The organism is Colwellia chukchiensis (genome assembly GCF_002104455.1).
Classification (GTDB): Bacteria; Pseudomonadota; Gammaproteobacteria; order Enterobacterales; family Alteromonadaceae; genus Cognaticolwellia; species Cognaticolwellia chukchiensis.
On record NZ_NBOC01000020.1, the window covers coordinates 31,043 to 53,810 of the forward strand.

At 41.4% G+C, this 22,768-nt stretch carries 20 protein-coding genes; 12 read left to right on the top strand and 8 right to left on the bottom strand.

Annotated features, from left to right (window positions below; genetic code table 11):
- Positions 1 to 472 precede the first annotated feature (472 nt).
- Both B6K83_RS16225 and B6K83_RS16230 read left to right on the top strand, forming a co-directional pair.
- Positions 473 to 682: a hypothetical protein gene (locus tag B6K83_RS16225; protein WP_085285914.1), complete on the top strand. Its 210-nt coding sequence runs from the start codon at positions 473 to 475 to the stop codon at positions 680 to 682.
- 247 nt (positions 683 to 929) lie between these two features.
- Positions 930 to 1,685, top strand: a complete 756-nt coding sequence (locus B6K83_RS16230) for a hypothetical protein (RefSeq protein ID WP_085285915.1) — start codon at positions 930 to 932, stop codon at positions 1,683 to 1,685.
- 98 nt (positions 1,686 to 1,783) lie between these two features.
- Here B6K83_RS16230 and B6K83_RS16235 read toward each other — a convergent pair whose 3' ends face one another.
- From B6K83_RS16235 to B6K83_RS16245, 3 genes are all read right to left on the bottom strand, one after another.
- On the bottom strand, positions 1,784 to 3,784 hold the full coding sequence (locus B6K83_RS16235) for a TonB-dependent receptor plug domain-containing protein (RefSeq protein ID WP_085285916.1): 2,001 nt from the start codon (positions 3,782 to 3,784) through the stop codon (positions 1,784 to 1,786).
- 94 nt (positions 3,785 to 3,878) lie between these two features.
- Positions 3,879 to 4,253, bottom strand: coding sequence for a hypothetical protein (locus B6K83_RS16240; RefSeq protein WP_085285917.1), 375 nt, complete (start codon positions 4,251 to 4,253; stop codon positions 3,879 to 3,881).
- A 94-nt stretch (positions 4,254 to 4,347) separates the two neighbouring features.
- Positions 4,348 to 6,405, bottom strand: coding sequence for a winged helix-turn-helix domain-containing protein (locus tag B6K83_RS16245; RefSeq protein WP_085285918.1), 2,058 nt, complete (start codon positions 6,403 to 6,405; stop codon positions 4,348 to 4,350).
- A gap of 124 nt (positions 6,406 to 6,529) precedes the next feature.
- Here B6K83_RS16245 and B6K83_RS16250 point away from each other — a divergent pair, with 124 nt between their 5' ends.
- Positions 6,530 to 7,438 carry an alpha/beta hydrolase family esterase gene (locus B6K83_RS16250; protein ID WP_085285919.1) on the top strand — a complete coding sequence of 303 codons (909 nt, stop codon included), beginning with the start codon at positions 6,530 to 6,532 and terminating at the stop codon, positions 7,436 to 7,438.
- Positions 7,439 to 7,615: 177 nt separating this feature from the next.
- On the opposite strand, the gene B6K83_RS16255 is transcribed toward B6K83_RS16250, so the two are convergent.
- Positions 7,616 to 8,002, bottom strand: a complete 387-nt coding sequence (locus B6K83_RS16255; protein WP_158088371.1) for a DUF1428 domain-containing protein — start codon at positions 8,000 to 8,002, stop codon at positions 7,616 to 7,618.
- A 266-nt stretch (positions 8,003 to 8,268) separates the two neighbouring features.
- On the opposite strand from B6K83_RS16255, the gene B6K83_RS16260 reads away from it, so the two are divergent.
- From B6K83_RS16260 to B6K83_RS16270, 3 genes are all read left to right on the top strand, one after another.
- Positions 8,269 to 8,640 (top strand): hypothetical protein, encoded by a 372-nt coding sequence (locus B6K83_RS16260; RefSeq protein ID WP_085285921.1) that lies wholly within the window; start codon positions 8,269 to 8,271, stop codon positions 8,638 to 8,640.
- 145 nt (positions 8,641 to 8,785) lie between these two features.
- Complete coding sequence (locus B6K83_RS16265) at positions 8,786 to 9,844, top strand: CNNM domain-containing protein (protein ID WP_085285922.1); 1,059 nt, start codon at positions 8,786 to 8,788, stop codon at positions 9,842 to 9,844.
- 197 nt (positions 9,845 to 10,041) lie between these two features.
- Positions 10,042 to 10,503, top strand: a complete 462-nt coding sequence (locus tag B6K83_RS16270; RefSeq protein WP_085285923.1) for a c-type cytochrome biogenesis protein CcmI/CycH — start codon at positions 10,042 to 10,044, stop codon at positions 10,501 to 10,503.
- 18 nt (positions 10,504 to 10,521) lie between these two features.
- On the opposite strand, the gene B6K83_RS16275 is transcribed toward B6K83_RS16270, so the two are convergent.
- From B6K83_RS16275 to B6K83_RS18180, 3 genes are all read right to left on the bottom strand, one after another.
- Positions 10,522 to 10,863: a hypothetical protein gene (locus tag B6K83_RS16275; protein ID WP_085285924.1), complete on the bottom strand. Its 342-nt coding sequence runs from the start codon at positions 10,861 to 10,863 to the stop codon at positions 10,522 to 10,524.
- Between the two features lie 232 nt (positions 10,864 to 11,095).
- Entirely contained in the window at positions 11,096 to 11,752 is a 657-nt protein-coding gene (locus B6K83_RS18175) for an esterase/lipase family protein (RefSeq protein ID WP_092251490.1), read from the bottom strand.
- Between the two features lie 12 nt (positions 11,753 to 11,764).
- Positions 11,765 to 12,664: an endonuclease/exonuclease/phosphatase family protein gene (locus B6K83_RS18180; RefSeq protein WP_092251492.1), complete on the bottom strand. Its 900-nt coding sequence runs from the start codon at positions 12,662 to 12,664 to the stop codon at positions 11,765 to 11,767.
- 159 nt (positions 12,665 to 12,823) lie between these two features.
- Here B6K83_RS18180 and B6K83_RS16285 point away from each other — a divergent pair, with 159 nt between their 5' ends.
- Together B6K83_RS16285 and B6K83_RS16290 are read left to right on the top strand one after the other, a co-directional pair.
- Entirely contained in the window at positions 12,824 to 13,099 is a 276-nt protein-coding gene (locus B6K83_RS16285; protein WP_085285925.1) for a hypothetical protein, read from the top strand.
- A gap of 52 nt (positions 13,100 to 13,151) precedes the next feature.
- Positions 13,152 to 13,571, top strand: a complete 420-nt coding sequence (locus tag B6K83_RS16290; protein ID WP_085285926.1) for a hypothetical protein — start codon at positions 13,152 to 13,154, stop codon at positions 13,569 to 13,571.
- A 232-nt stretch (positions 13,572 to 13,803) separates the two neighbouring features.
- Here the strand turns inward: B6K83_RS16290 and B6K83_RS16295 are convergent, their stop codons facing one another.
- The gene (locus tag B6K83_RS16295; protein ID WP_158088372.1) at positions 13,804 to 17,160 is read right to left on the bottom strand and encodes an ATP-binding protein; all 3,357 of its coding nucleotides are present in this window, start codon (positions 17,158 to 17,160) and stop codon (positions 13,804 to 13,806) included.
- Between the two features lie 281 nt (positions 17,161 to 17,441).
- On the opposite strand from B6K83_RS16295, the gene B6K83_RS16300 reads away from it, so the two are divergent.
- From B6K83_RS16300 to B6K83_RS16315, 4 genes are all read left to right on the top strand, one after another.
- Positions 17,442 to 19,124: a response regulator gene (locus B6K83_RS16300; protein WP_085285928.1), complete on the top strand. Its 1,683-nt coding sequence runs from the start codon at positions 17,442 to 17,444 to the stop codon at positions 19,122 to 19,124.
- 46 nt (positions 19,125 to 19,170) lie between these two features.
- A complete protein-coding gene (locus B6K83_RS16305) occupies positions 19,171 to 20,358 on the top strand; it encodes a two-component system response regulator (protein ID WP_085285929.1) in 1,188 nt (395 codons plus the stop codon).
- A gap of 160 nt (positions 20,359 to 20,518) precedes the next feature.
- Complete coding sequence (locus tag B6K83_RS16310; RefSeq protein WP_085285930.1) at positions 20,519 to 21,583, top strand: HlyD family secretion protein; 1,065 nt, start codon at positions 20,519 to 20,521, stop codon at positions 21,581 to 21,583.
- A gap of 8 nt (positions 21,584 to 21,591) precedes the next feature.
- Positions 21,592 to 22,641: a DUF2955 domain-containing protein gene (locus B6K83_RS16315; protein ID WP_085285931.1), complete on the top strand. Its 1,050-nt coding sequence runs from the start codon at positions 21,592 to 21,594 to the stop codon at positions 22,639 to 22,641.
- Positions 22,642 to 22,768: the final 127 nt, after the last annotated feature.

The window sequence follows — 22,768 nt, forward strand, 5'->3', positions numbered from 1 at the left end:
CCGTTTGGTAAGGGAGTCCATATCATTCGTTAAAAGTGCCAGAGGGAACTGAGTTGTCTTTTTATAATATGAGAATATTAAAGGTAGCGGCGAAAAAGTCATTTCTACATATTTTTTGGCTTGTTGCACTATTGGCTTGTTGCACTAATAGGTATGCCAATCACCTTCTTTAGAGGTGGTTTAGATTTACCTGAAAAAACGCTATTGTTTGTTGGCCTCCTAATATTCTTTTGGCTATCTTATTTGGGTCTATGCATATTTTTTCACCGGATAAGTTTAAAGGACGAAAACAATCGGTTACGCTATCTTGCTAAATCAGAAGCAGAAAGGGGTGAGGAAGTTGGTTCTCACTTGGAGGGTTGGTGAAAATCAGTACTTCTTACAAGTTTATTAAATATTAGGACACCCAACGTTATTCTTTAGCATACCCAACGTTATTTTATGTCTATGTGTTTTTCGATGGAGTGGATTTATGAGTCATAATCAAAAAGTAGCTTTTTGGAGTATTTTCATAATGTTTGGCGTTGGAGCTACTGCAAGCCTTTATCCTCAGGGGGCTTTCGATAATATTACATTAGGTGGCTCAATTTTCATGGTGATCTTTTATCTTATTGTTGCCATATTTATTCGAAAGTTTGTCAAATCTAACCCTAAAGATATTGATAAATGGTTTCAAAAGTAAGCACATAACACATATGAGCCTTCTCTTCGTCAATAGGCAATAATACCTTTTTTAGTCGCCTGCAGTGACATAGTGATTTTGGTCACCTAAATAAAGCGATGATAATTTCTCTCAGCTATTTGCTTGAACACGAATTAGGCAAGGTAAAAATTCTTGACTATACTGGCATTGTTTTCAATTCATATTATTGACTTCTGCGTTAGATCACTTGGTTTAACGCTGTAATAGTATACAACAAGGTACTATTATGAAAAAAATATCAACACTAATTGTGATGGTTTTCTTCACACTGTCGGCAATCGCCGAAGACGCTAAAAGCTATGCTCAATGGGATACATTTCGGTTTTCTATCGATAACGAGCATGCAGAAAAGTTCACTGAAAATATGCGAGCTCATATTAAGAAGTATCATGTCAAAGCCCCCCTTAAAACCAAAATATATAATATTGTTTATGGTCCAAATGCCAATCAGTTGATTTGGGTAATGGGGCCAGTGAGCTTTTCTGAACTAGACGCCCGTGCCGATGATAAAAAGCATGATCAAGATTGGGCCGAGAATATTAACCCCTATATAACCGCTTACCATGAAAGTGAAATTTGGCGAGTTATGGACGGCTTGGTAATAAATAATTTGGATGCGAAAGCCGACGATCCTGATAAATTTACCGCCAGATACTTAACGGTTGCTCAAAACCAAGAGCCGGCGGTAATTAAATATTTAATGTCGCAAGTGAAAAAAACGCTCGATAAGATTGGCAAAGTTAAATATTGGGCAGTCATGGAGAATATGTTTATTCAGGGCAATAAAAGTGATCGGCATTTAATGGGCCTTTCATCTTTCGATGCGTGGGCTGAAATGGATGAGGATTGGGAGTTTGTAAAACACTTTGAGGAAATATATGGCAAAGGCAGTTATAAAGCTTTTCAATCTAATTACGATAAAGTCTTTAAAAATCATTGGCATGAAATTTATGCTGTCAATAAAGAAATGAGTGGTTTATAACTTAGATATCAGCACTAACGCAGCAATAAGGCCACCTAAGCTTTAGGTGGCCTTATTGATCAATTTATTATAATCAAAGGTTTAAGTTTCGCTAGGTGCTAACTACCAAATTGAAAGCGAATGCCGGCATTGACGGTAAAGCCATCATTTCTAGACCAAATATCGGTCGTCCAACGACCGCTTGGTGCCTGCTCGGGTAATACTAACGGGTCTTGTTTGGTTTGGCGTACATTCAACAAGTTCTCAGCATTGATAAAATAGCTCACTTTACCTAGGGTGATTTGTCCCAATAGCCCCAAATGCCAATAAGGCTCGCTACGCTGTCGATAGGGATTGTTTTCAAGTTGTTGTGTGCCAGTATAGTAGGCTTCAAAGCCAACTAGGTGGCTGCCATGTTCTTCCCACATTACTACTAAGCCGGCACTATGTTGTGGTGTCAGCGCTATTGGCAAGCGATTAAAGCCAGAGTCGCTGGCTTTAGTGGCATCCGTGTAAAGGTAACTGCCGGTAAACTTGATATCGTGCCAGCGGTAGCGAAGCAATAATTCAGCACCGCGAATTTTACTTTCGCCAGTCGCATTAACAAGGCGTACTTGTTTGCCAAAATAGGCCTCAGGCTGATCGATTAAGGCTAATTCTGTAACATTTTCAATGTCGGAAGCAAATAAGGTAACACTGGACTCTAAGTCGCCGACTAGGTAACTCATGTCGATTGACGCTGTAGTTGCTCGCTCTTCTTCAAGGTTTTCTAGCGGTGCTAGGCGCGATAAGCCGGTTTCATCAATGTCTTCAATAAAGGGCGTTGGGGCAAAAAAGCCTTTGCCGTATGCGCCTCTAAAGGTCCAGTTTTCTGGTCGATATAATACCGATACTCGTGGGCTGACTTGGGTACCGTATTCACTATGCCAATCGGCACGGGCGCTCATAGACAGCGAGATATTGTCACTTGCTTCATAATCTAGCTGTGAAAATAGCCCAGGTACCTGATATGAATAATTAAACTCAGCAAAGTCAGTGGCGTGGTATTTTTCAGACTGCAATGCTACGCCAAGTAACCAAGCGGTTTCATCACTATAGCCAGAAACACTGGATTCAAGCAGGTAACTTTGGTGGCTGTCGTCTTCGCGCACGGCGCCAAATTGATGTTCGTGGTCTTGGTTCATGGCTGAGCCTCGAACATTGAGGTTGAGTACATCGGCAAATGGTTGATCATAAATAAAGCCAATATCAGTTCTGCGGGTATTTTGGTTTTGAACAAATTCACTGCCATCTGGCAAAGTTGCCCCTGCTCGTGTGCCGCCTTGACGTTGCTCTTTCATGGCGCCCAGCGTTAAATAGAGGTTTGCACCTGAGTCATTTTGCCAATAAAAACGAGGTCGAACACTGCCTCTTTCATAACCCGCCATATCCAGCCAACCGTCGGCATCTAAATCTTGCTGTGCTTGGTGGTGAATACCCGCGGTTACAGACGCGCTTAATTGATTGTTTATTGGCGCAGCAAAATAAGAAGTAATATCTTGACCATCTTTAGAGGTGGCATTAACCAATACTTCGCCGGTAAACTCATCGGTAGGCGTGCGTGAGATCAGATTGATAACGCCACCTAGCGCTGAGCCGCCATACAGTGAAGACGCCGCACCCTTGATAATCTCAACATTGGCAAGGTCAGTGGGTGGAATTTGTAATAAACCAATTGAGGCGGTTTGCCCGCCGTATAATGGCAAGCCGTCACTTAATAATTGTGTATAGCGTCCATAAAGTCCTTGTAGGCGAATATTTGCGCTACCTAAAGCAGGAGAGGTGGTTTGTACTCTAACACCGCCTGTTTCGGCGACTAACATGGAAATATTGCCCGGTCGCATAATGGCTTTTTCTTGAATTTCTTCGCCGTTAATAATTTCTGTTCGCGTTGCTGATTCGGTGACAATACGGCCTAATCGTGAAGCCCTGACTTGGATTCTTTCTATTGCGTCATCGCTATGCGCATGATGTTCTTGTTCTTGGTGATCATGTGCGTGCTCATTTTTATTTTCATCGCCATAAGCTAAGCCAGGAATCAATAAGATGGCTAATGCGGTGGCAAAGGTTTTTTTAAACATTTTTATGCCTTAGAGTAGTTTTTGCGCGTCAGCTAAAAGTGTTGTACTGGCGCACGAGAAATCGATAATTATAGTTTTGGGTAAATAAATATTTCTAAGTAATAAAAATAGGAGGGCGGTAGGGCGAGTTAATGAAAAGTTTGATTGACGCCTCATAAGGGCTGGCAATAGCGTCAGTTAAGGAAAGTGCTTTTAGAGTGCGTGCATTAAATGTAAAAAATATTAATGACGCGCAACTATTAGCATAGCAACTGCAATCGAGGTCGCAGCAGGTAAAGCCACAGCAGTCTTCGTTATTTTCAATGGTCAGTGCGCTAGGGTCGTTTTGTTTTAGCGACTCATTAAGCGTGCTGAGCTGTGTATTGGCTGACGATTGACAGGGAATGCTGCTATTAAAGGTCATGGTTTGACCAATAAAGGCCACCATCATCAATAATAACGCTAATATCCTAGCACTGTTTTTTTGCATATCAACCTCGACCTAATCGCTGGGCTTATTTTAAGGGCTATTGCTGTTAATGTGAACCTGCAACTGTGAATTAACATGAGCTTTTTGTTGATTTTTAATGATTGCCTTGTTGTTTTATTGTGTTTTTCCAAATGGTTGACTTTTCTTGCTCGGTAACACTGTAGGCGATTTTAGTCGCATCAAAGTTAATACTAAAGTGCGCTGGCGGAGAGTCAGTATCTTGCCAAATTATTGATGATTGCTCACGGTTTATACTTTGCTTGATTAGCGCATTCTGCTGCCAATAATAAATATTATCGCCGCGAATTTGCCATTTATTCCAGTCGGTAATTTTAAAGTGCTCTATCAGTTTGACTTCAGTTTTACTGGCCAAGTCAAAAGAAAATAAGCCGGCTTGACTATATTTGCTTAGCAGTAAGCTTTTTGTGCGGCCATGGTAGTTTGCGCTATAGCCACCATTTTTAGTGAGTTGCGTTGCTTTAGCTGATGTTAAGTCGAGCTGCCAAAGCTGCCAGTCACCACTGTCATCGCTGCTTAACACTAAGCGCTGCTCATCGATCACGCCTATATAATGAATGCTTTGTAAATTGGTTGCTATCATTTGCCACTTCGCACTGGCCATTGAGTACTGAAAAAGCTTAGAGTTTACGCTGGCAAAAATAGTGCTATCGTCGTGCGACCACACTAAGTTACCAAAGTGCTTAATTGGCTCAGGAAAATTCAATGGTGATATTTTGCCGGCGTGATCTAAGTGCTGAAAATCAACGCGTCCTGCGTCCGTTGAAAAATAAACAAGCGCATTAGAATGATTGGCATAGCTTGGTAAAAAGTTAGCATAGGCTGAGTGCGTGATTGCATGCTCTTGGTCTGTGTTTGAGAATGAGCGCTGATAAAGGTTGCGCGTAACATCAAACTTTACATAGGATAAAAGCGCTAGCGTAGGCGCGTAAGTCGCTTGTGATATGTTGTTCCCCTGTATCAGGTAGTTGCTTTTATCTTCAATAAAATCATAAGCAATGACGCCATCATAAGTGGTGATTAATACAGTTTGATGGTTCAACCAGCTAATGGCACTAACGCCTTCAAATGCTTGATAACGCGCAACTTGCGTGGGTTTATTAATATTGGTAATTTTCAGTAGCGCGCTGGCGTCTTGTTGATATTCTAATATTGCCATTTGCTCAGCGTTTGCTGATAACGCAAACAAATAGTCGCCACGGGCATTACCGGCGGGATTGGCGTGGGTTAACTGTTGAATACGGCCGGTATCTAATTGCAAACTGCGAATAGCGAATGGCTGCGATACGCTGTCGCGATAGTTAAAGTACAGTTTGCGGGCGTTAGCGTCAAACGCCAAGTAAGTCACAGCTCTTTTAGCGCAACTTGCCACTGCTTTAATTTCTCCACTGGCGATATTGATTTCGATGATTTGGCAATTTCTGGCGTTTAAGTTATCAAAACGTGTTGCCAGAATGGTGTTAGCATCTTTAAATATTGCATAAGTGTAATAAAAGCTGTCGTGGGTTAATTGTTGGGCAGCGGCATTGGCGGTTTGTAACCACAATTGCACATTGTTGTTTTTGCTATCACGATGCAGAAAAATCGCAGCGCCATTACTAAATAGCTGTGGCTTAAAAGCACTGCCTTTTAAGGTGGTTAATGGTGTTGCTGGCGACAGTTCAAAGCTGAGATCTGGGTTGCTATGGCGCTTAGTTGATTGGTAAAAAAACGCTGCCAGTATCATCAGCGCGATAACCGCGAAATATATCCCGTAGTGTTTGACATTTTTGTGGTCCGTGTTCGCTAGGTTTGCACTAGGTAGCGAAACGTCTGGGTTGTTAGTTTGCGGCTTAAGCTCGGCATTAAAGCGGTAGCCGACCTTATTAATGGTGACAATATAGTGTGGCGCTTTAACATCGGTTTCAATAATTTTTCTTAGCTCGCCAACAGCTCGGTTTATGGCAGCATTACTGACAATGCGTCCCTGCCATACTTTTTCAATAAGTTCATCGCGTGAAATTGCTCGTTGCGGGTTTTGGCAAAAAAAGCACAGCAAGGCAAATATTTTCGGCTCTATGGCAATTGTTTGCCCGTTATGCGTCAGTGAACAGTCTTGTATATTGAGATTAAAAGTGCCAAATTCGAAGACCATTACTGAGTGTTAACCTTTGTTTTTATTACCATTATAAAACCATTACTTTTTCATTACTGACTCATTATTGCTCTTTTTTATCCACTTTAACAAGCTGTTTACTGCTTTATAAAGAGGATAAATTATGTATAACAATAAACTGACGAAAACCAAACACTTAACCTTGAGTATGTTACTTTGCGGGACATTAATGGCGTGTGGCGGCGGAGGTACTAGTGAAAGCCATAACGTTGCAGCGCCTAGTGTGCCGCCTGCCAACCAGTGTGGACAAAGTATAATAGATGATAGTCAATCCTGTGCTGTGATTGATGGCAGAGCCGCTATTACCTTTGCGCCTGCAAGCCAAAACCAGTATGCCGGTGTTGCGATATTCTTACACGGTGCGCCAGGCAAACCGACAAAAGTCGCTAATATTTTTAATGCCAAACATATTGCCGAGCAATTTAATTTGGTCAGTATCGCCCCAGAAGGTAATGGCTCAGATTACCAGTGGGATAGCACTAACAACAGCTTAACAAGCAGTAAAGATATCGATTATCTGAGCGCGTTAATTGATGATATTGAAAGTCAGTACAGCTTTACTGACAGCAAGGTGTTTATCTTTGGTTATTCGGCGGGTGGTTTTATGGCTTATAAGTTAGCTTGTCAAATGCCGGAGCGCTTAACAGCAATAATCTCCCTGGCGGGGCAATACCGCGGTAATTTTGAAAATTGTGCAACTGCAACACCTGTCGCGGTTCATCACCTGCATAGCCAGTCAGATCGTGATGTACCTTACAGTGGTCGTAGCAATGGCAATATTGCATCGGTCGACGATACCATAGCGTTTTGGCAGCAAAAAAATGGTTGTGGCACCGATAAAGAGGTTTTATTGCAAGATGGAGTGACAGATGCGAGTACTAAAACCGAAAGCGAGATATACACGACGTGTGTTAAGTCGGTGGGACTATCTAAATTAAGCTTAGTGGGCCATGAAGATGATTACATTGCCGAAAAACTGCTCGCCACCTTTCAATATTTATTAATAGATTAAGCGCAATGCCTTGTTGATTTTTGGCTAACTCAGCGCTGCATTAAGCTTAAGGATAATTAATTCGCTCAGTATGCGTAATTTATCCTGATTCTCGCTTGAGGTTCGGCGTTTGCTAAAAGGGCTTGTTTGAGCATACAAAAGTTAGCTCGAACAAGCTGTAATCGATGGTAGTGGGCGCTATTGGTCGTTGTCTTTGTTGTTAGGGTATTGCACGAGCGGTTGAAAACCACCATAGGCCATCTGCTTAGCATCAAAACCCGTTTGTGATGCTGTGATTAAGTCGGTCATTCTTGGATCCGCGGCAACTTTGGCGTTGATGGCATCGCGCGCGGCGCGTGAAGGAAATACCACCCAGCCAAATATCAGGACATCATCCTGTGTTGCCGCCACAAGTTCAGCAAATGAACGCGTGCCGGCCAAGGTTAAATCATCACCGAGGTACTCCCTGTATTCCAATGCGCCATGTTCTAACCAGATCGCCCCGACGGCTTCAACTAGCTTTTGATAATTGCTCAAGGCTTTGCGCGAAATAGGTAAAACAAAGCCGTCAATGTAATGGTTCATCGTTGTTCCTGTCGTAACTTGTGGTAAAACGCTAATATTTAGCATGGTGAAAGCCGTATTGGCCAGTTAAATACAGCTTAGCAGCAGAAGTAAACTTAGCAATTGCTTGCTTAAGCGTGGCACATTATTATGGCGAACATTGAGGCTTATCAAAAAAATAATTGCGCAAAAGTGTAAAATGTCACAAAAGTAAAATTTTAGCTTGAGCAAATTAAATGCCTTAACGTGGCGTGATAATTTCACTAACTATAGATATAGGTCCAACGATGAAAAAATATTTTCTGCTTACTTTGTTACTGTTTACCATTATGGCTTGTACTAAAACGGTGGAGGTGCCACTTGACCAAGAAATCACCGTGTATTTAAGTACTGACAGTAAAGCTAGAGTGGTGTTGAATGCCGAAAGTGCTCAATATCAGTTACTTAAGTCTTGGCTCAATGACAACAAGGATAATTGGCTGAGCACCTCGGGCCGTTATGCGGGTGGCATTTATCTAACGTCAGCGGGTTATGGTATTCAAGTTACTGATAGTAAAGTGGTGTTGTACACAGATATTGCTGAAAATCCGACCGCAATTTATGCCCAAGAAATTGAACGCACGGAGTTAAAAGCTTTAAAACTACTGGCACAACCTTAAACTTTGTTGCTTGCAATAAATGAAGCGTTTTTGATGGATTTTTATACAAACGTTAAAACTAGCGCAGACAAAGGCCTAGAAATGGCTGACATTGTGGTATGCTATACATCAGGAAATCTATTTCTCCCTGATATGGAATAAACGCGTGACGTTACTTTTAATCTATTTAGCAATTGCCATTGGTGTATCTTTTTTGTGCTCGGTACTCGAAGCCGTTTTACTCTCAATAACGCCGAGTTATGTTGAGCAAACCCAAACCGAAAAGCCCAAATCGGGCGCTGTATTAGCAAAAGTTAAAACCCGCCTTGAAGAGTCGTTGGCCAGTATTTTAATTTTAAATACTTTTGCCCATACTATGGGCGCTGCAGGTGTGGGTGCACAAGCAATACGTGTTTTTGGTGAAAAATGGGAAACCCTAATAGCTGTATTGCTTACCTTGGTTATTTTGTATTTTTCAGAAATTATCCCAAAAACCTTAGGGGCAACTTTTTGGCGTAATTTGGCGGTACCATCGGCACATATTATTGCTTGGTTGGTACGTATTGTTTATCCCTTGGTATGGTTATCAACACGTTTAACACGCACCTTTAAACAAGATAAAGCCAGCGAAATAACCCGAGAAGAAATCATAGCACTAGCCTCATTAGGCCATAAAGATGGCAGCCTGTTTTCGCAAGAAAATGAATATTTATCTAATATGCTGAACTTGCGTGAGTTACGCACAGCCGATGTGTTTACGCCACGCACAGTAGTGCATATGTTACATCAAGATATGACAGTAACTGAGGCATTAAATCATCCTAAAACCAGTCAATTTACCCGTATGCCGGTTTACGGCGCTAATATCGATGATAATGTTGGTAAAGTGATCAAAGGTGATTTATACGAAGCAGAGCGTAATGGCCAAGGTGCTGAGCCAATACGAAATTTTGTTACCGAACTAACCGCAGTCTCAGAAAAGCTACCCGTACAGCAACTGCTTGATTTATTCATTAAATACCATGTGCATATGTACTTAGTTGAAGATGAATACGGTCAAACGTCAGGTGTAGTCACGCTAGAAGATGCCATAGAAACCTTGCTAGGGCGTGAAATTGTCGATGAAAGCGATACGGTCACTGATATGCAAGCGTTGGCGCGCGATAAATACCGTGATCGCCTGCGCGGCTTGATCAAATCTAATGATGATGAGCAAGCAGGGTAAGAAGTCGATTAATGGCACTTGTTATCAGTGCCGGCTTTAAAAATATTTGATCTATTGCGCTAGGTCAGCTTTATGGTCAATTTGTTACTCATCAGCTGTCAGTTACTTGCACTGCTAAATAGGGCAATGGTACAACTATAAGTCTAAATTTCCCCTTAATTATCGGACTAAGCTAATGGCGAGCTAAGGTGCTGACGATGAGAAAAATATTACTACTAACAAGCGCTTTATTGGTGTGTTTATTAATGCCCAATTTAACGCAAGCGGAAACTAAGGTAACAAAACAAGCTAGTCGAAGCATTCATGTGCAACTTGATATTGCCAGCGACTTAATGCCCGAAGATGCAGACGACTGGGTGTTGTATGTTTACGCGACTAAGCCAGGAACGCGCTTACCTTTGGCTAATTTTAAAGGTAAGTTGTCACAACTGCCCAGTGAAATTGCGCTACACCAAAGTATGTATTTGCTGCCCCATTTAACCTTACAGCAAGCTGAGCGCGTGGTGGTAGTAGCCAAAGCAACAAAAAGTAAAAACCCACATCAAAAAAGTGCCGATGACCTTATCGGTTATTCTGCCAGTGTTGACTTTCAAAGCGGCCCAGCCCAAAGCGTTACTATGATCATAGATCAGCACGACAAGGTGGTTATCGAAAAGTAACCCTTTGCCAGTGCACGTTTATTTATATGTAAAAGTGACTTTATCCATTTTGGCAATAATGCCTTGCTGTGCAGGGATAAAGGTCACGCGCTGGGTTTTGGCTATGGCATTACTGAGAATAATTTCCACGTCGCCTTCCATAACGGTTTTATCTTTTTGAAAACTTGCTTGACTGGATTTAGTCGCTAAATTACCGTTTGCAAACGCGATTCTGACGTCACCACTGTAGGTGTGTAGTTTACTGTCGGGTGATATAATTTGTGATTTTGCGGTGATTTTCATGTCACTGGCAAAGGTAAAGCTTGATAAAGCACTGGATAATACGACGGTTATTAGCGTTAATCGGTTCATTAATTTCATCTTGATCCCACCCCAGATTCATTAAATACTGCAGAAGCTCTTTAACACCATACTAAAATCTTGGTCGATTACCAGTGTTTATTTGCAGAGTCATTAAATTGTCATATACGGTGGTGGTGTCTGGTTACTCGCGAAAGTTTTCTGTTGTTATTGTTAACGCAGGCTCAATATGGCGTAAATTTAGCGGCCATATTACCGCTGAGCAGGCAATAGCGGATTGAAAGCAAAAGTATTAGTGTTGAAACTTTCCCTGTTGAAGGTAGTAAATCACTTGCTCGATAACCGCGTTATTACGCATCATAAATACATGAGTCGTGGGCAAAGTAATGTGGTCATTCATGCCCTCTATTTTGGTGTTTTCAACCGAGACTTTACCATCATCAACATCGGGGATCAGTGACGATAGCAGCAAATTAATACTTTGTGTGCCAGCGATAATACCCACATCAAAATTTGCCTTACCCAATTGATTTGGCACGCTTAAAGCTCCAGTGCCTAGCTGCATACCAGCATCGCCATTGATCAAATGAAAGCCGGGTAAGTGGCAGAGCTTGTCTACGACTTCAGTGCCTTTATTAGGCGGGCCCAACATGACGACTCGATTCAAGTTTGCAATACTGTGCTTGCTAAGAAACTGTCGCACTAAAATGCCTCCCATGGAGTGGGTAACAAAGCTAACCGGCATATTAGCGCATTGCTGGAGCGCTTCACTGATGGTTTGTTCGGCTAATTGTTCAATGGGGTAAGCGCGTGATGGATAATCAATATTTAATACTTTATAGCCATGCTCTGATAAGCGTTGCGCCATTTTATCCATAGAGTGAGCCGAGCGAGCCAAGCCATGCAGTAAAATCACACATTCATTGCGAGGGCTTGATTGACTACTCATGGCTATGCCCCGTTACAGCGTCAGTTGTACCGAAATAGGGCAGTGATCGCTCAAGGTTTGACTCAAATGCTTGCTATATTTGCCATCAAATACCAACTGAGCAAATGAGTTGTCGACGTACTGGCGCTTGGCTTTCGGATCAAAAATAATATGATCGATATAATCTTTGTACTTACCATCCCAGCACTTTGACTCGGCGTGTATGGTTGGTGCCCAAAGCGCTTCTGCACCTTGGTCATCTATGGCCTGCCATAAGCCTTGCACTTCACTATAGTTGAGTGCGATATCGTTAACAAAGCGACGGTTAAAGTCACCCACTAATAGAAATGGCACCCCTTCGCTGGCGCGGGCATCAACCCAGGCTTCTAACGGAATTGCTTGCTTAGCTAGCTCAGCACAGGCCGTTTTTGCATACGCCTGTTTGTCATCATTGTTGGGCATTTTTGCAATGCTGGCTTGATCCAGAGGTTGATGAAAACAACCAGATTTCATGTGTACCGCGAGTAAACGTACACTTTTACCATTTTTACTGAGCGTGACATCCATACCGCGGCGAGCTAAGCCTTGATCTAGCGCTTTGTATTCAACCGCCTTTGCTTGCAAGCCGCTTGTTTTTCTTACCGCAACACCAACGCGTTGCACCCAATCTTTAGTGGTAAAAAAGTAATCATACTCATCACCAAACACTTTTTTTGCCCATTTTGCGCTTTCAACTTCTTGCAAGGCAATAACGTCAGCATCTAACTCACGCGCATAGCGGGCTAATTTTTGGTAATCGGTTGCTTGTCGTTGATTGTATTCATGAGAGCCAAGCCAAGCGATATTCCACGAGGCAACTTTTATTGTCTCGGCGGTACTTGAAAAACTCAATAAAGCTATAGCAAAGCTAAGCACTGGCATTAATTTTTGCATGTTAGTATTCTAGGTTAGCGATTGGCTAGCTATAGTAACGGTTAGAGTTTCAAATTCAAGCATGTTAATAGTTTGTAAGCTAAAAATCTTGCTATGGTTACCGTGCGCCAATAGGCTAACTTATGCCAACACTAAGCAGCACGATAAATATGGAGCGCTATGGTATTGTTGAAGATTAATTATCGTTTAGCCCAAGGCGCTGGGGTTATTGGTGTGCTGCTTGGTTTGTTGGCCTTTGGCTATCATTACACCTTTATTGACAGCACTTTGCCCGGTTATCGCTTGATCACGGCGCCGGCCATATTTGCTTTAAGCTTTTTTAGCCCAGAAACTGCCTTTTGGCCAAAAATGCTGATTTTTCTCAGCGCGCAATACCTAGGCTACTTTTTGATGATGATGGTAATGAAACAAGTCATTAGATTAGCTCGCCTCTAACCGCAAGCCAACGAGCTAGCATGATAAGAATTTAATTAAGGTAGTAGAATTAATGGATATGATGAACGACGCACTGCCTATTAGTATCGTGGTGAGTGAAGATTTACAGGCACAACTCAACAAGATTGCCGCCATCAGTAATAAGCTGAGTGCACAGCTAAATTTTCATACCATGACCGCTAATTGGTACGGCGATGAAGCAAACCTTATTCAGATCAAATTTATGCTGCAAAGCCATACTGAATTTGCCCAGCAACGCCAAATAGCAGCGCGCGCAAAGCCCCTATTTTTAGCGGACGATGTACTAATCTATGATCAGAGTTTGCATGCTCAGGATTGTTATCTCGCCATTACGGAGTCAGAATTAAATTTGTTGCAGCAAAATCCGAAAGTAGTGACAGGATTTTTAGCGAAAAAATTGACAAAAATATTAAATATCATTGCTAAGCAGCGAGGTCTTGAAAAAATATAACAACAAAATAAAAATATTTTTATATTTAAAACAAGGGATTAGTGTTTTCTGGGTGGCGATGTCAAAAATAATCAATAATCAATTTGAACTAATGCGAGTTATAACGCTCTTACTTAGCAAGAGATTCTCCCCTCGGTTTTGTTTTATTATTGTTTTTTGACGCTCCTCTTTTGAGGGGCCTTTTTTTTGTCTGATTACACCTCCTCCCAGCGTTCTAACACGGGTCATTAGCTTAAGTTTTAGCGCTAATTTCATCACACCACTGTGTAACTTCCTCAGTTAATACTTTAATGCCGAGTGTTAAATCATTGATTAAAGCGTCGAGCTCAGGTGTTGCTCCGTTCATGGCAATAAGCTCGATATTTTCAGTGTGTTTCACTAACAAGTCGGCACCTAGGTAGCGCAGGCTGCCTTTTATGCGATGTGCTAAATCAGTTACTTTTTTATCGCTAAAATTATCATAGGCGGATAAAAGCTCGGTACAGTCATTGACGCTAGTTTCTTTGTAAGCTTGTAAAACTTCGAAAACCAACTCATAGTCACCACCACTAAGCTCTAGTATATAAGCACGATTTAGGAGTTGATCGGGTCGAGCGTTCGTCTTTACTTCATTAACGAGGTTTTGTTTGACAAGTGTGACGCCATCGACTTTGCTGTCGTGGCGCGATGCGTGAAGCTTGGTGAGGCTCTGGCAAGCTTCGATCAGTTTGGTGTGTAAAGTCGCAATTTGGCACGGTTTGGAAAGGTAATCGTCAAAGCCTGAATCTAAACATTTTTGTGCAGCGTCACTCATGGCATCAGCTGTAATGGCTAATAAAATTGGGCGTTTACTTTGACGTTCGGTATTGATAAGCGAGGCTAGGGTAAAGCCATCCATGTGAGGCATATGACAGTCAGAAAGTACAATATCATAATCTTTTTGTTGGAACATGCTATAGGCCTGTTCCCCGTCTTCTGCACTGTCAACGCTAGGTCCTAAACGTTGAATTTGACCAATCAGCACCTTTCGATTAATCTCGTTGTCTTCTGCGACTAAGACTTTCAGGTGCTCAATGTCAACCGTTTGGTTTGCTGTCGCAATAGAGGTAGGGGCAGTATTGCTTAATGTGTCGGCGGGTTCTTGGCTTAAACGCAGCGCAACAATAATAGTGAATAAGCTGCCACGGTTAGGGATAGATGATACATAAATATCGCCACCCATAGCGTCGACTATTTCCTTGCAGATGTTTAGGCCTAGCCCTGAGCCGCCAAAATGGCGGGTAGTGCTGCCTTCTGCTTGCGAAAATGCTTCAAACAAAATATTTTGCCGCTCAGCTGCAATACCTATGCCCGTATCTCTAACTTCAATTTTTATCTTATGCCAGTGTTGACTTTCGTCTTTAATCAACTGGTCATAGTCTAGTCGCGTTATGCTTAATTCTATGTGTCCGGTCTCAGTAAATTTTATCGCATTAGAAATTAAATTATTGAGCACTTGCTGACAGCGTGTTGGATCGCCGTAGTAACTTGAATGTAAACTATTGTCTAAGGTTAGGAATGACTCTAAGCCTTTTTGATTGAGCTGAAAGGAGAAACTATCGAGCACATCTTTTGCCAAGGTACTCAGGTTCATAGGTATGTTTTCTAAGGTAAATTTTCCAGCTTCTAATTTCGAAAAATCAAGCACATCATTTAATAGCGCCATCAAATTATTTGCTGAGCGGTTTAAGGTGTTAAGTAGATCTTGTTGAGTTTCATCAAGGCTAGTGAACGACAATGCTTCAGCCATACCAAGCACACCATTCATTGGTGTGCGTATTTCATGACTCATGCGTGCTAAAAACTCACTTTTCGCTTGCTCTGAACGCTCTGCCAATTGCTGTGATTTTTGCGCTTGGTTTAACGAGATGCGAATATCAGCTTTAAACCTGTAGTACTTAAAAACCAAGAAAAGCATAAGCAACAGACAGATAATAAGTACGGTAATTACTTGGGTTATAAGGCTTTTAGCATTTAATTTATCGATTTGCTGGTGGTTGTTTCGCACCGGTGTAATATGACCATGCCATTTGAACTGCAACTGTTGTAGTTGTTGCTCATCGATACTATTTAAACCGATATTAAGTAGCTGCTGTAAAGGCGCGTTTGTTTTTTCCACCGCCATATGAAATTTTGTTGCTGCGTCATCTAGTTCAATATGTTGCAATTGGAACTGGGTGTAATTGAATCGTTTGAGTAGATGCTCAGTATTTAAGGTGTTACCGACAAAAGCGTCTGCGCGCCCTGTAGCTAAAGCTTTTAATGCATCAGGCACTGTATCAACATACACAAAATTGCTATTAGGGAACTTCTCCTTAATGATGTCAGTAATTAAAAAACTGCGAATAACCACAAGGCGCTGTGTACCTAAACCTTCTAAGCTTCTGATATTATTATTTTTTTTGCTTACCAGTACGGTGCTGGCATTATCGATTGCACTGGTAAATAACAAGGCTTCTTCGCGCTGTTGTGATTTATTGACTGTCGCTAATATCGATATTTCTTGGCGCTGAAGCGCATGCAACTGTTGTTGAAAGCTAGGATAGGTAACAGGCTGAAACTCTACACCAGTATATAAACTTATCAGCCTAAACAAATCTTCACTAAGACCTAATATTTGGTTATTTTGAATTATTTGATAAGGCGGATAACCTTGTTTTAGCGTACCGTATTTGAGGACCGGATAATCGATAACATACTCTTGCAATGGTAACGATATTTCTGGCAAATGATGGCCAAGTATCAACCTAAGGTACTGTTGCTCTTTGTCCGTAGGTACTACGCTATACCATAGCTCTGTCGCGGCTTGCCTATCCATTCGACGAAGGCCCTCATTAATGTCTCGCATCAATGCTCGGTTTTTGCGTGATACGATTGAGCGGATGCTCAGTGCTAAATTACCATGGTCAATACGCTGGTATTGGTCGCGTAATTGACGCTTTATTAAATTTTGCTTAAAGCGTTTTGGTTGCCACGAATACAAGAAATCAAAGTGTGTATTTTCATCAAGCAAGGTATTGAGGTCTTCGCTATAGGTACGTAGCGATTTTTGCTGCTCAATCAGGGGAATGTAAGCACCCTTAGGGGCGTGTATAGCGATTGTTTTTGGTGTCGATATCTCACCCGCAGCTCGATAAAGAGCACTTGGAATTTCAAGATAAGGTAAGCTGAAATAGACCTTGTCAGCATAAGATTCAGTGTAGGTACCCATAGCTACAATTTGAATTTCATCACGCATCAGTGCCGGTAAAGGGTCCATGTATGGTACATCTTTGAAACTCACTTGATAGCCAAACGTTTCACCCCAGTTGCGCCAAAAGCTGATGGAAAAATTACGCATTTGACTTAGGATCAGGGTTTCTGTTTGAAAAAGCTCAGGGTCAGCTTCCATTGATGACTGCAGCATTGTCGGAATACCGACGATTACAGCTTTAGATGCTATCGTCGTATCATTTTGCTTTGCTACTTGCTGACTCGCTTTAGCGGCTGAGGTCAGTAAAAAAGTACTAGTAAGCACGAAAAGCGTCAAGGCCGCCGCTATGGTACGACCCCAAAATTGTAAAATTTTCAATGATCGCATTAGCAGCAAAGCCATCTTTGTTAATTTCTCATTAAATATAAAAAGCATAAATTTATCAATTGTATAGCACGAATGGTGCAAGTGTAGTCTAACATTAATTTGTCAATGAAATTATTACAGTTATATTACAATAAAATGTAATCTGTACAATTTTATGGAGTGCTCAAGTATACTGATGGTCAACCAGTATATTTTTTTATAATGTACTTTCAAGAAAAATATAGCAGATAAGGCTATAAATTGACGCTAATGAGGTTTTAAGTCAAAACAAGATGAAAGAGTTTCATAACCAACGGCCCGTATTGGTGATTGATGACTGTCAAATATACCGCGTCGCATCAAAAACTATGTTATTAAAACTAGGCCTTAACCCTGAGCAAATCTTGTTGGCTAAAGACGCCTCAACAGCCTTGGATTTTTGTCAAACAGAGTCGTTTCAGCTCGTGCTTTGTGATTATAACTTAGGCAGTCATACCAATGGCCACCAATTATTAGATGAAATGATCTATCGAAAATTGTTGCCGGCAGATTGCGCAATAGTCATAGTTACCGGGAATGCATCGACTGAAGTAGTGCGAGGTTTTGCTGATCTCAAGCCAGATGGTTTTCTGGTAAAGCCGGTTAATTTCCTTACGTTGCAGCAACGCCTACCCAAAATTATTCGCAGAAAACGTATGATAAGTCAGGTGCTAACTACCTATGCAGGTGGTGATTTTAATCATGCTATCAAGTTAGCTGAGGACGCGGTAGATAGCGCGACAGAAATGACCAATAGTGCGCTATTATTGAAAGCTCGTGCGCTCATTGCGCTCAATAAATTAGATGACGCGAGAAATGTTTTAATATCGATAAATGACGCCCCTGAAAGCTCCCTAATTCAGCTAGAGTTAGCGCAAATTGCCTTTAAACAAAAGCAATTTAAATTGTGTGAGACAGTATTAAAGCCGCTGGAAAAAGACCCAATCACCTGCACAGCAGCATTACAATTATCAGCGGAGGTATTATTTAAACAAGCCTTATTTGAATTAGCACTGAAAAAAATAGTGGAATCAGTCGCTAAATCACCTAAACACATTGTCCGTCATCTTATGAAAGCGCATATTGCGATGGCGCAGTTTGATTTGAAAACAGCGTATCAGGGGGCAGCAGGAGCGTTAAAGGAGGCTAGTAATTCGTTTCGAGAAACACTGGCATTGCATCATTTTGCTGCCCAATTAACTTTGGATAGAAGTCAGTTTGCCGATACAAAAGACAAACAAAAATACCTAAATCGTTTTACGTTACAATGTCAGAGTTGGCGTAATCGATTTGACTTTAAAGAATATAAAAGGTTTGAATTACTCTTAATGGCGCGTGCTAGCGGTCTTGGTGGCGCTATTACTAAAGCAATAGCATATTTTGATGAATATCAGCAGTATATTAAAAAAGCAAAGTCGCAGCCAGCTAGTGTTAATGAGCAAATTGAGCTCGCAAAAGTGTACTTGATGTTTAACAACATTGACGCCTACCAAGCAACAATGCAAGTGCTCGCGCGCGAGTTTAATCGCGATAGCACAACCATTGAGCATCAAGCTTTTAGGCGATATTTGGCACGCTGGTGCGAACAAGTTGAGCGGATAAGTGCGCAAATTTCAAACTTGAAAACGGCAAGTAAAAATTTATTGCATAATAAAAGTTATGGTATGGCCTTGGAAAAATTAATAAAAGCTCAAGAGCTTAATGCCTTAGATGAAGAGGTCGCTAGTATGTTAATTTTTTGTTTAACTAAGGCTTGGCCTGCAGGGTGGAGTAAGCAAGAGGTGTCTCGTTTAGCACTAAAATGTCGCTTGGTCAGCACATCAAAATTTAATACCGCAGCCTATCGGCGTAATTGTCAGATATTAGTTGCGCAATTAGATATTAAAGAGCTGATACAGTGGCCATCTGCGAGTGATAATTTATTAGGTACAAGGTGAAAAATTTTTAACAGTGCCAATATAATAAAGCTACAAGGAATGACGTTTGAATATTAAAAAAGTTCTGATCATAGAAGATGATCGATTTCAGGTGCAGCTTATGACGCGATTTTTAGAAAAATTGACTCATGCTAGTGTTCAACGTGCTGCCAATGGTCAAGAAGCACTGAGCCACTTAAATCATATTCATAAGCCTGATTTGATTTTTTGTGACCTCAATATGCCAAAAATGGATGGTATAGAGTTTTTGCGAAAGGTATCGCAACAAAAGCTAAATAGCCAAATTGTGATTACTAGTGTGGCAGAAACTGAGGTTTTATCTTCGGTAATCAAAATGGCGGATACTTATGGCTTATTGAATGTATTAAGCCTAAAAAAGCCTATCAATTATAAATCTTTAGAGAGCTTGTTTACACAATTGGAGCAATTAGAAGAAAAAAAAGTTGACCAATTTAACGTCAGCTATCAAGCCAGTGATCAGGAGATAATCAATGGCTTGCAATATGGTCAATTTGTGCCGTTTTTTCAACCACATATTAATGCTACTAATAACCAGATCTGCGGTGCCGAAGCGTTAGTGCGTTGGCAACATCCTAAAATAGGGGTTTTATCACCCGATGCATTTCTCAAAAAATTAACTAAGCTTGGTTTAATCAACAAGCTGACGCTTACGATATTGGATTTAGCCATTGCAACTTGTGTAAGTTGGCACCAGCAGGGGACGCAGTATCGCATATCAGTAAATGTTTCCCCGCTAGATTTAACAGATCTTAACTTTGCCGACCGGGTATTTGAAATTTTAAATCATTATCAACTGCCAGCTAAATACCTTACCTTAGAAATTACTGAAACTGAAATTTGTAACCATCTAGGCAAGGCGCTGGAAACTATGAGTCGACTGCGAATTAAAGGTGTTGAAATCTCAATAGATGACTTTGGTACCGGTTCGTCATCAATGTTGCAACTGATCACTAGTCCGTTTAGAGAGTTAAAAGTCGATCAATTTTTTGTTCGTAATATGTTTGTTGACCCTAAAAGCTATACGGCGGTTAAGGCGTCATTGTATTTGGCTAAACATTTAAATTTACGATCGGTTGCTGAAGGCGTGGAGACGGAAGAACAAGCTAAGGAATTAAAACATTTAGGTTGCAATATTCTGCAAGGTTACAATTACTCACCAGCGTTACCGGCTGAAAAGTTTTTACAGTGGTGCCAGCACTTCCAGTCAAAATAACGGGCAGAAACATTGTTAAAACACTGCTAGTTCTGGGTATTTAGTCACAGTAGTATCACGCATTTTCAGCGCAGTAGTTTACACTGTGCTTTATAATGTTCGGTTGGTAGAGTTACCGCCGCCAGTTAACATCAACATTTTCAAATGACTAAGGATAAGAATGACGCCAGAACAAAAATTTGCTCGCTATGTGAGGCTTTCACTTACTGGATTTATTCTCGCTTTTATCTATTACATCATTGCCGATATTTGGCTGCCAGTAACACCACAAGCACGGGTTTTTCATCCCGTTGTACAAGTAGCCCCGCAAATTAGTGGTCGCGTTACTCAGGTTTTAGTGGTTAATAATCAGCCGGTGAAAATTGGCGACTTATTATTTGAAATCGACAATAGCAGCTATTTGTTAGCGCGTGAGCAAGCGGAGTTAGCGGTTGCTGAGGCAAGTTTACAAAATCAACAAATAGACACTAAAATTAAAGCGTTGCAAGCACAAATTAGTGCTGCGTTGGCCAAACAGCATGAGCAAGAGCTACTAAAAACGCGTGGCGAAAAATTATACCAACAAGACTCCTTATCGGAACAAAAATTAGAGAATATTCGGGCCAGTTTCGTTGCCAGTAAAGCCAGTGTTACGGCGTTGCAAGCACAACTTGACGAGGCCATGTTAGCCCGTGGTGAAGTCGGCAAACACAATTTGGCGTTACGTCATGCAGAAAATCTATTGGCGCAAGCACAACTTAATTTATCGCGTACGCAGGTGCGCTCGCGCGTTGATGGTGTGGTCACTAACTTGCAATTGCTTGAAGGTGCGTATGCCTTGCGTGGCAGTCCTTTGCTGGCTATTGTCGCAAATAATGCTGACCTAGTTGCGGACTTTCGAGAAAAGTCATTGTTAAATATGCAGCCGGGTAGCTTAGCCAAAGTAGTGTTTGATAGTCTGCCCGGTCAAGTTTTTGATGCAAAAATAATGAGCTTTGAAGCTGGGGTTAGTGAAGGGCAATTAAATGCCAATGGTTTGCTTAGTAGTACAGATACCAGTAATCGTTGGGTACGCGAAGCGCAACGCCAGCGTATTCACTTAGCGTTAACTCATAATCCTGAGTTGTTACAAACCATGCCAAGTGGTGCTCGGGCAACAGTGCAGTTACTGCCTAACTCCAGCCTAGGTCAGGTGTTAGCTAGCATGCAAATACGCTTTATTAGCTGGCTACATTATATTTATTAGTGGCCGTTATGAGTCAAAAAATAAACCCGCCTCCTCAACTCGATAACAATGGCTTACGTCAAGCGCTGCGTATTGCCGGAGGCTGTACACTGGGTTTTACGCTGAGTAAATTAATGCAGTGGCCTAACGGCATTTTTTTTACAGTGTACCCTATGTTGCTCTTAGGCTTAGTGCCGACGATTAATTGGGCAATAATACGACAGTTTATTGCCAGTGCCGCCTATAGTGCGACTGTGGTTTTGCTGGTACAAGGCTTGTTTGCTCACTTACCTGTGTTGATGACACTGTGTGCATTGGCGGCATTTGTTATCTTGTTTTATCAAATGAGTACGGGGGCAGCGTTTTTATTTGGCGCTATGGGCGCTGTCAGTTTATCCATTCAATTGCACTTTGCCAGTTATGTTACGGGCGGTAACAGTATTTATCCGTTAATTTTTAGTAATATCTTCGCGATTGGTTTAACCGTGCTGATTGCGTTATTGATGCATGGTTTGTTCCCTGATGTTAGTCGCCGAGCTATTCGGGTGATGCCCAGTAAAAGTGCTGAAAGTGTGCGCCATGAAGTGTTACTTTGTAGTCTGGTGGCGACCATGTCATTTGTGGTGTTTCAAGTGTTGGATCTACAAGACTCCATATCTGCGCAAGCTGCCTCTGTTATTATTTTATTTTCGCTATGTTGGAAAGCGGCTGGCATTGCAAGTTGGCAGCGTATTATCGGCACTTTGATTGGCTGTAATGCGGCACTACTGGCACAACTACTATTGTATACCCATAGCGACTTTTTATTATTTCCTGTGCTATTGCTATGGTCGTTGTCTTTTATTTTTAGTCGCTTTCATATTTTAAGTGGTGGTGCGCCGGGTGTTGGATTTGGCGTTTTAACCACCTTTGGCATTTTATTTGGTCAGTCGTTAGGGCCAGGGCAAGATCTCATTTACAGTGCTTTGTATCGATTTAGCTCAGTTTGTGTGGCAGTAATTGTTAGTTTGAGTGCCATTTATATCGTACATCATATGCTAAATCGTTTTAGTGTTACCCGACATCACACCTATGAATAATGATCTGATTAAATAGAACCGCACACTTTTATGAAGGATAATTAATCCATTAATAAAGGTGTGAAAATGACGCAAAGAAGAAAACCAAGAAATTATACAGATGAGTTCAGAGAAGAAGCAGTAAAAC

Excerpts from the sequence above, each read along its gene's own strand:
- B6K83_RS16225 (WP_085285914.1), top strand. The coding sequence starts at position 473 with ATGAGTCATAATCAAAAAGTAGCTTTTTGGAGTATTTTCATAATGTTT.
- B6K83_RS16230 (WP_085285915.1), top strand. The coding sequence starts at position 930 with ATGAAAAAAATATCAACACTAATTGTGATGGTTTTCTTCACACTGTCG.
- B6K83_RS16235 (WP_085285916.1), bottom strand. The coding sequence starts at position 3,784 with ATGTTTAAAAAAACCTTTGCCACCGCATTAGCCATCTTATTGATTCCT.
- B6K83_RS16240 (WP_085285917.1), bottom strand. The coding sequence starts at position 4,253 with ATGCAAAAAAACAGTGCTAGGATATTAGCGTTATTATTGATGATGGTG.
- B6K83_RS16245 (WP_085285918.1), bottom strand. The coding sequence starts at position 6,405 with ATGGTCTTCGAATTTGGCACTTTTAATCTCAATATACAAGACTGTTCA.
- B6K83_RS16250 (WP_085285919.1), top strand. The coding sequence starts at position 6,530 with ATGTATAACAATAAACTGACGAAAACCAAACACTTAACCTTGAGTATG.
- B6K83_RS16255 (WP_158088371.1), bottom strand. The coding sequence starts at position 8,002 with ATGAACCATTACATTGACGGCTTTGTTTTACCTATTTCGCGCAAAGCC.
- B6K83_RS16260 (WP_085285921.1), top strand. The coding sequence starts at position 8,269 with ATGAAAAAATATTTTCTGCTTACTTTGTTACTGTTTACCATTATGGCT.
- B6K83_RS16270 (WP_085285923.1), top strand. The coding sequence starts at position 10,042 with ATGAGAAAAATATTACTACTAACAAGCGCTTTATTGGTGTGTTTATTA.
- B6K83_RS16275 (WP_085285924.1), bottom strand. The coding sequence starts at position 10,863 with ATGAAATTAATGAACCGATTAACGCTAATAACCGTCGTATTATCCAGT.
- B6K83_RS18175 (WP_092251490.1), bottom strand. The coding sequence starts at position 11,752 with ATGAGTAGTCAATCAAGCCCTCGCAATGAATGTGTGATTTTACTGCAT.
- B6K83_RS18180 (WP_092251492.1), bottom strand. The coding sequence starts at position 12,664 with ATGCAAAAATTAATGCCAGTGCTTAGCTTTGCTATAGCTTTATTGAGT.
- B6K83_RS16285 (WP_085285925.1), top strand. The coding sequence starts at position 12,824 with ATGGTATTGTTGAAGATTAATTATCGTTTAGCCCAAGGCGCTGGGGTT.
- B6K83_RS16290 (WP_085285926.1), top strand. The coding sequence starts at position 13,152 with ATGGATATGATGAACGACGCACTGCCTATTAGTATCGTGGTGAGTGAA.
- B6K83_RS16300 (WP_085285928.1), top strand. The coding sequence starts at position 17,442 with ATGAAAGAGTTTCATAACCAACGGCCCGTATTGGTGATTGATGACTGT.
- B6K83_RS16310 (WP_085285930.1), top strand. The coding sequence starts at position 20,519 with ATGACGCCAGAACAAAAATTTGCTCGCTATGTGAGGCTTTCACTTACT.
- B6K83_RS16315 (WP_085285931.1), top strand. The coding sequence starts at position 21,592 with ATGAGTCAAAAAATAAACCCGCCTCCTCAACTCGATAACAATGGCTTA.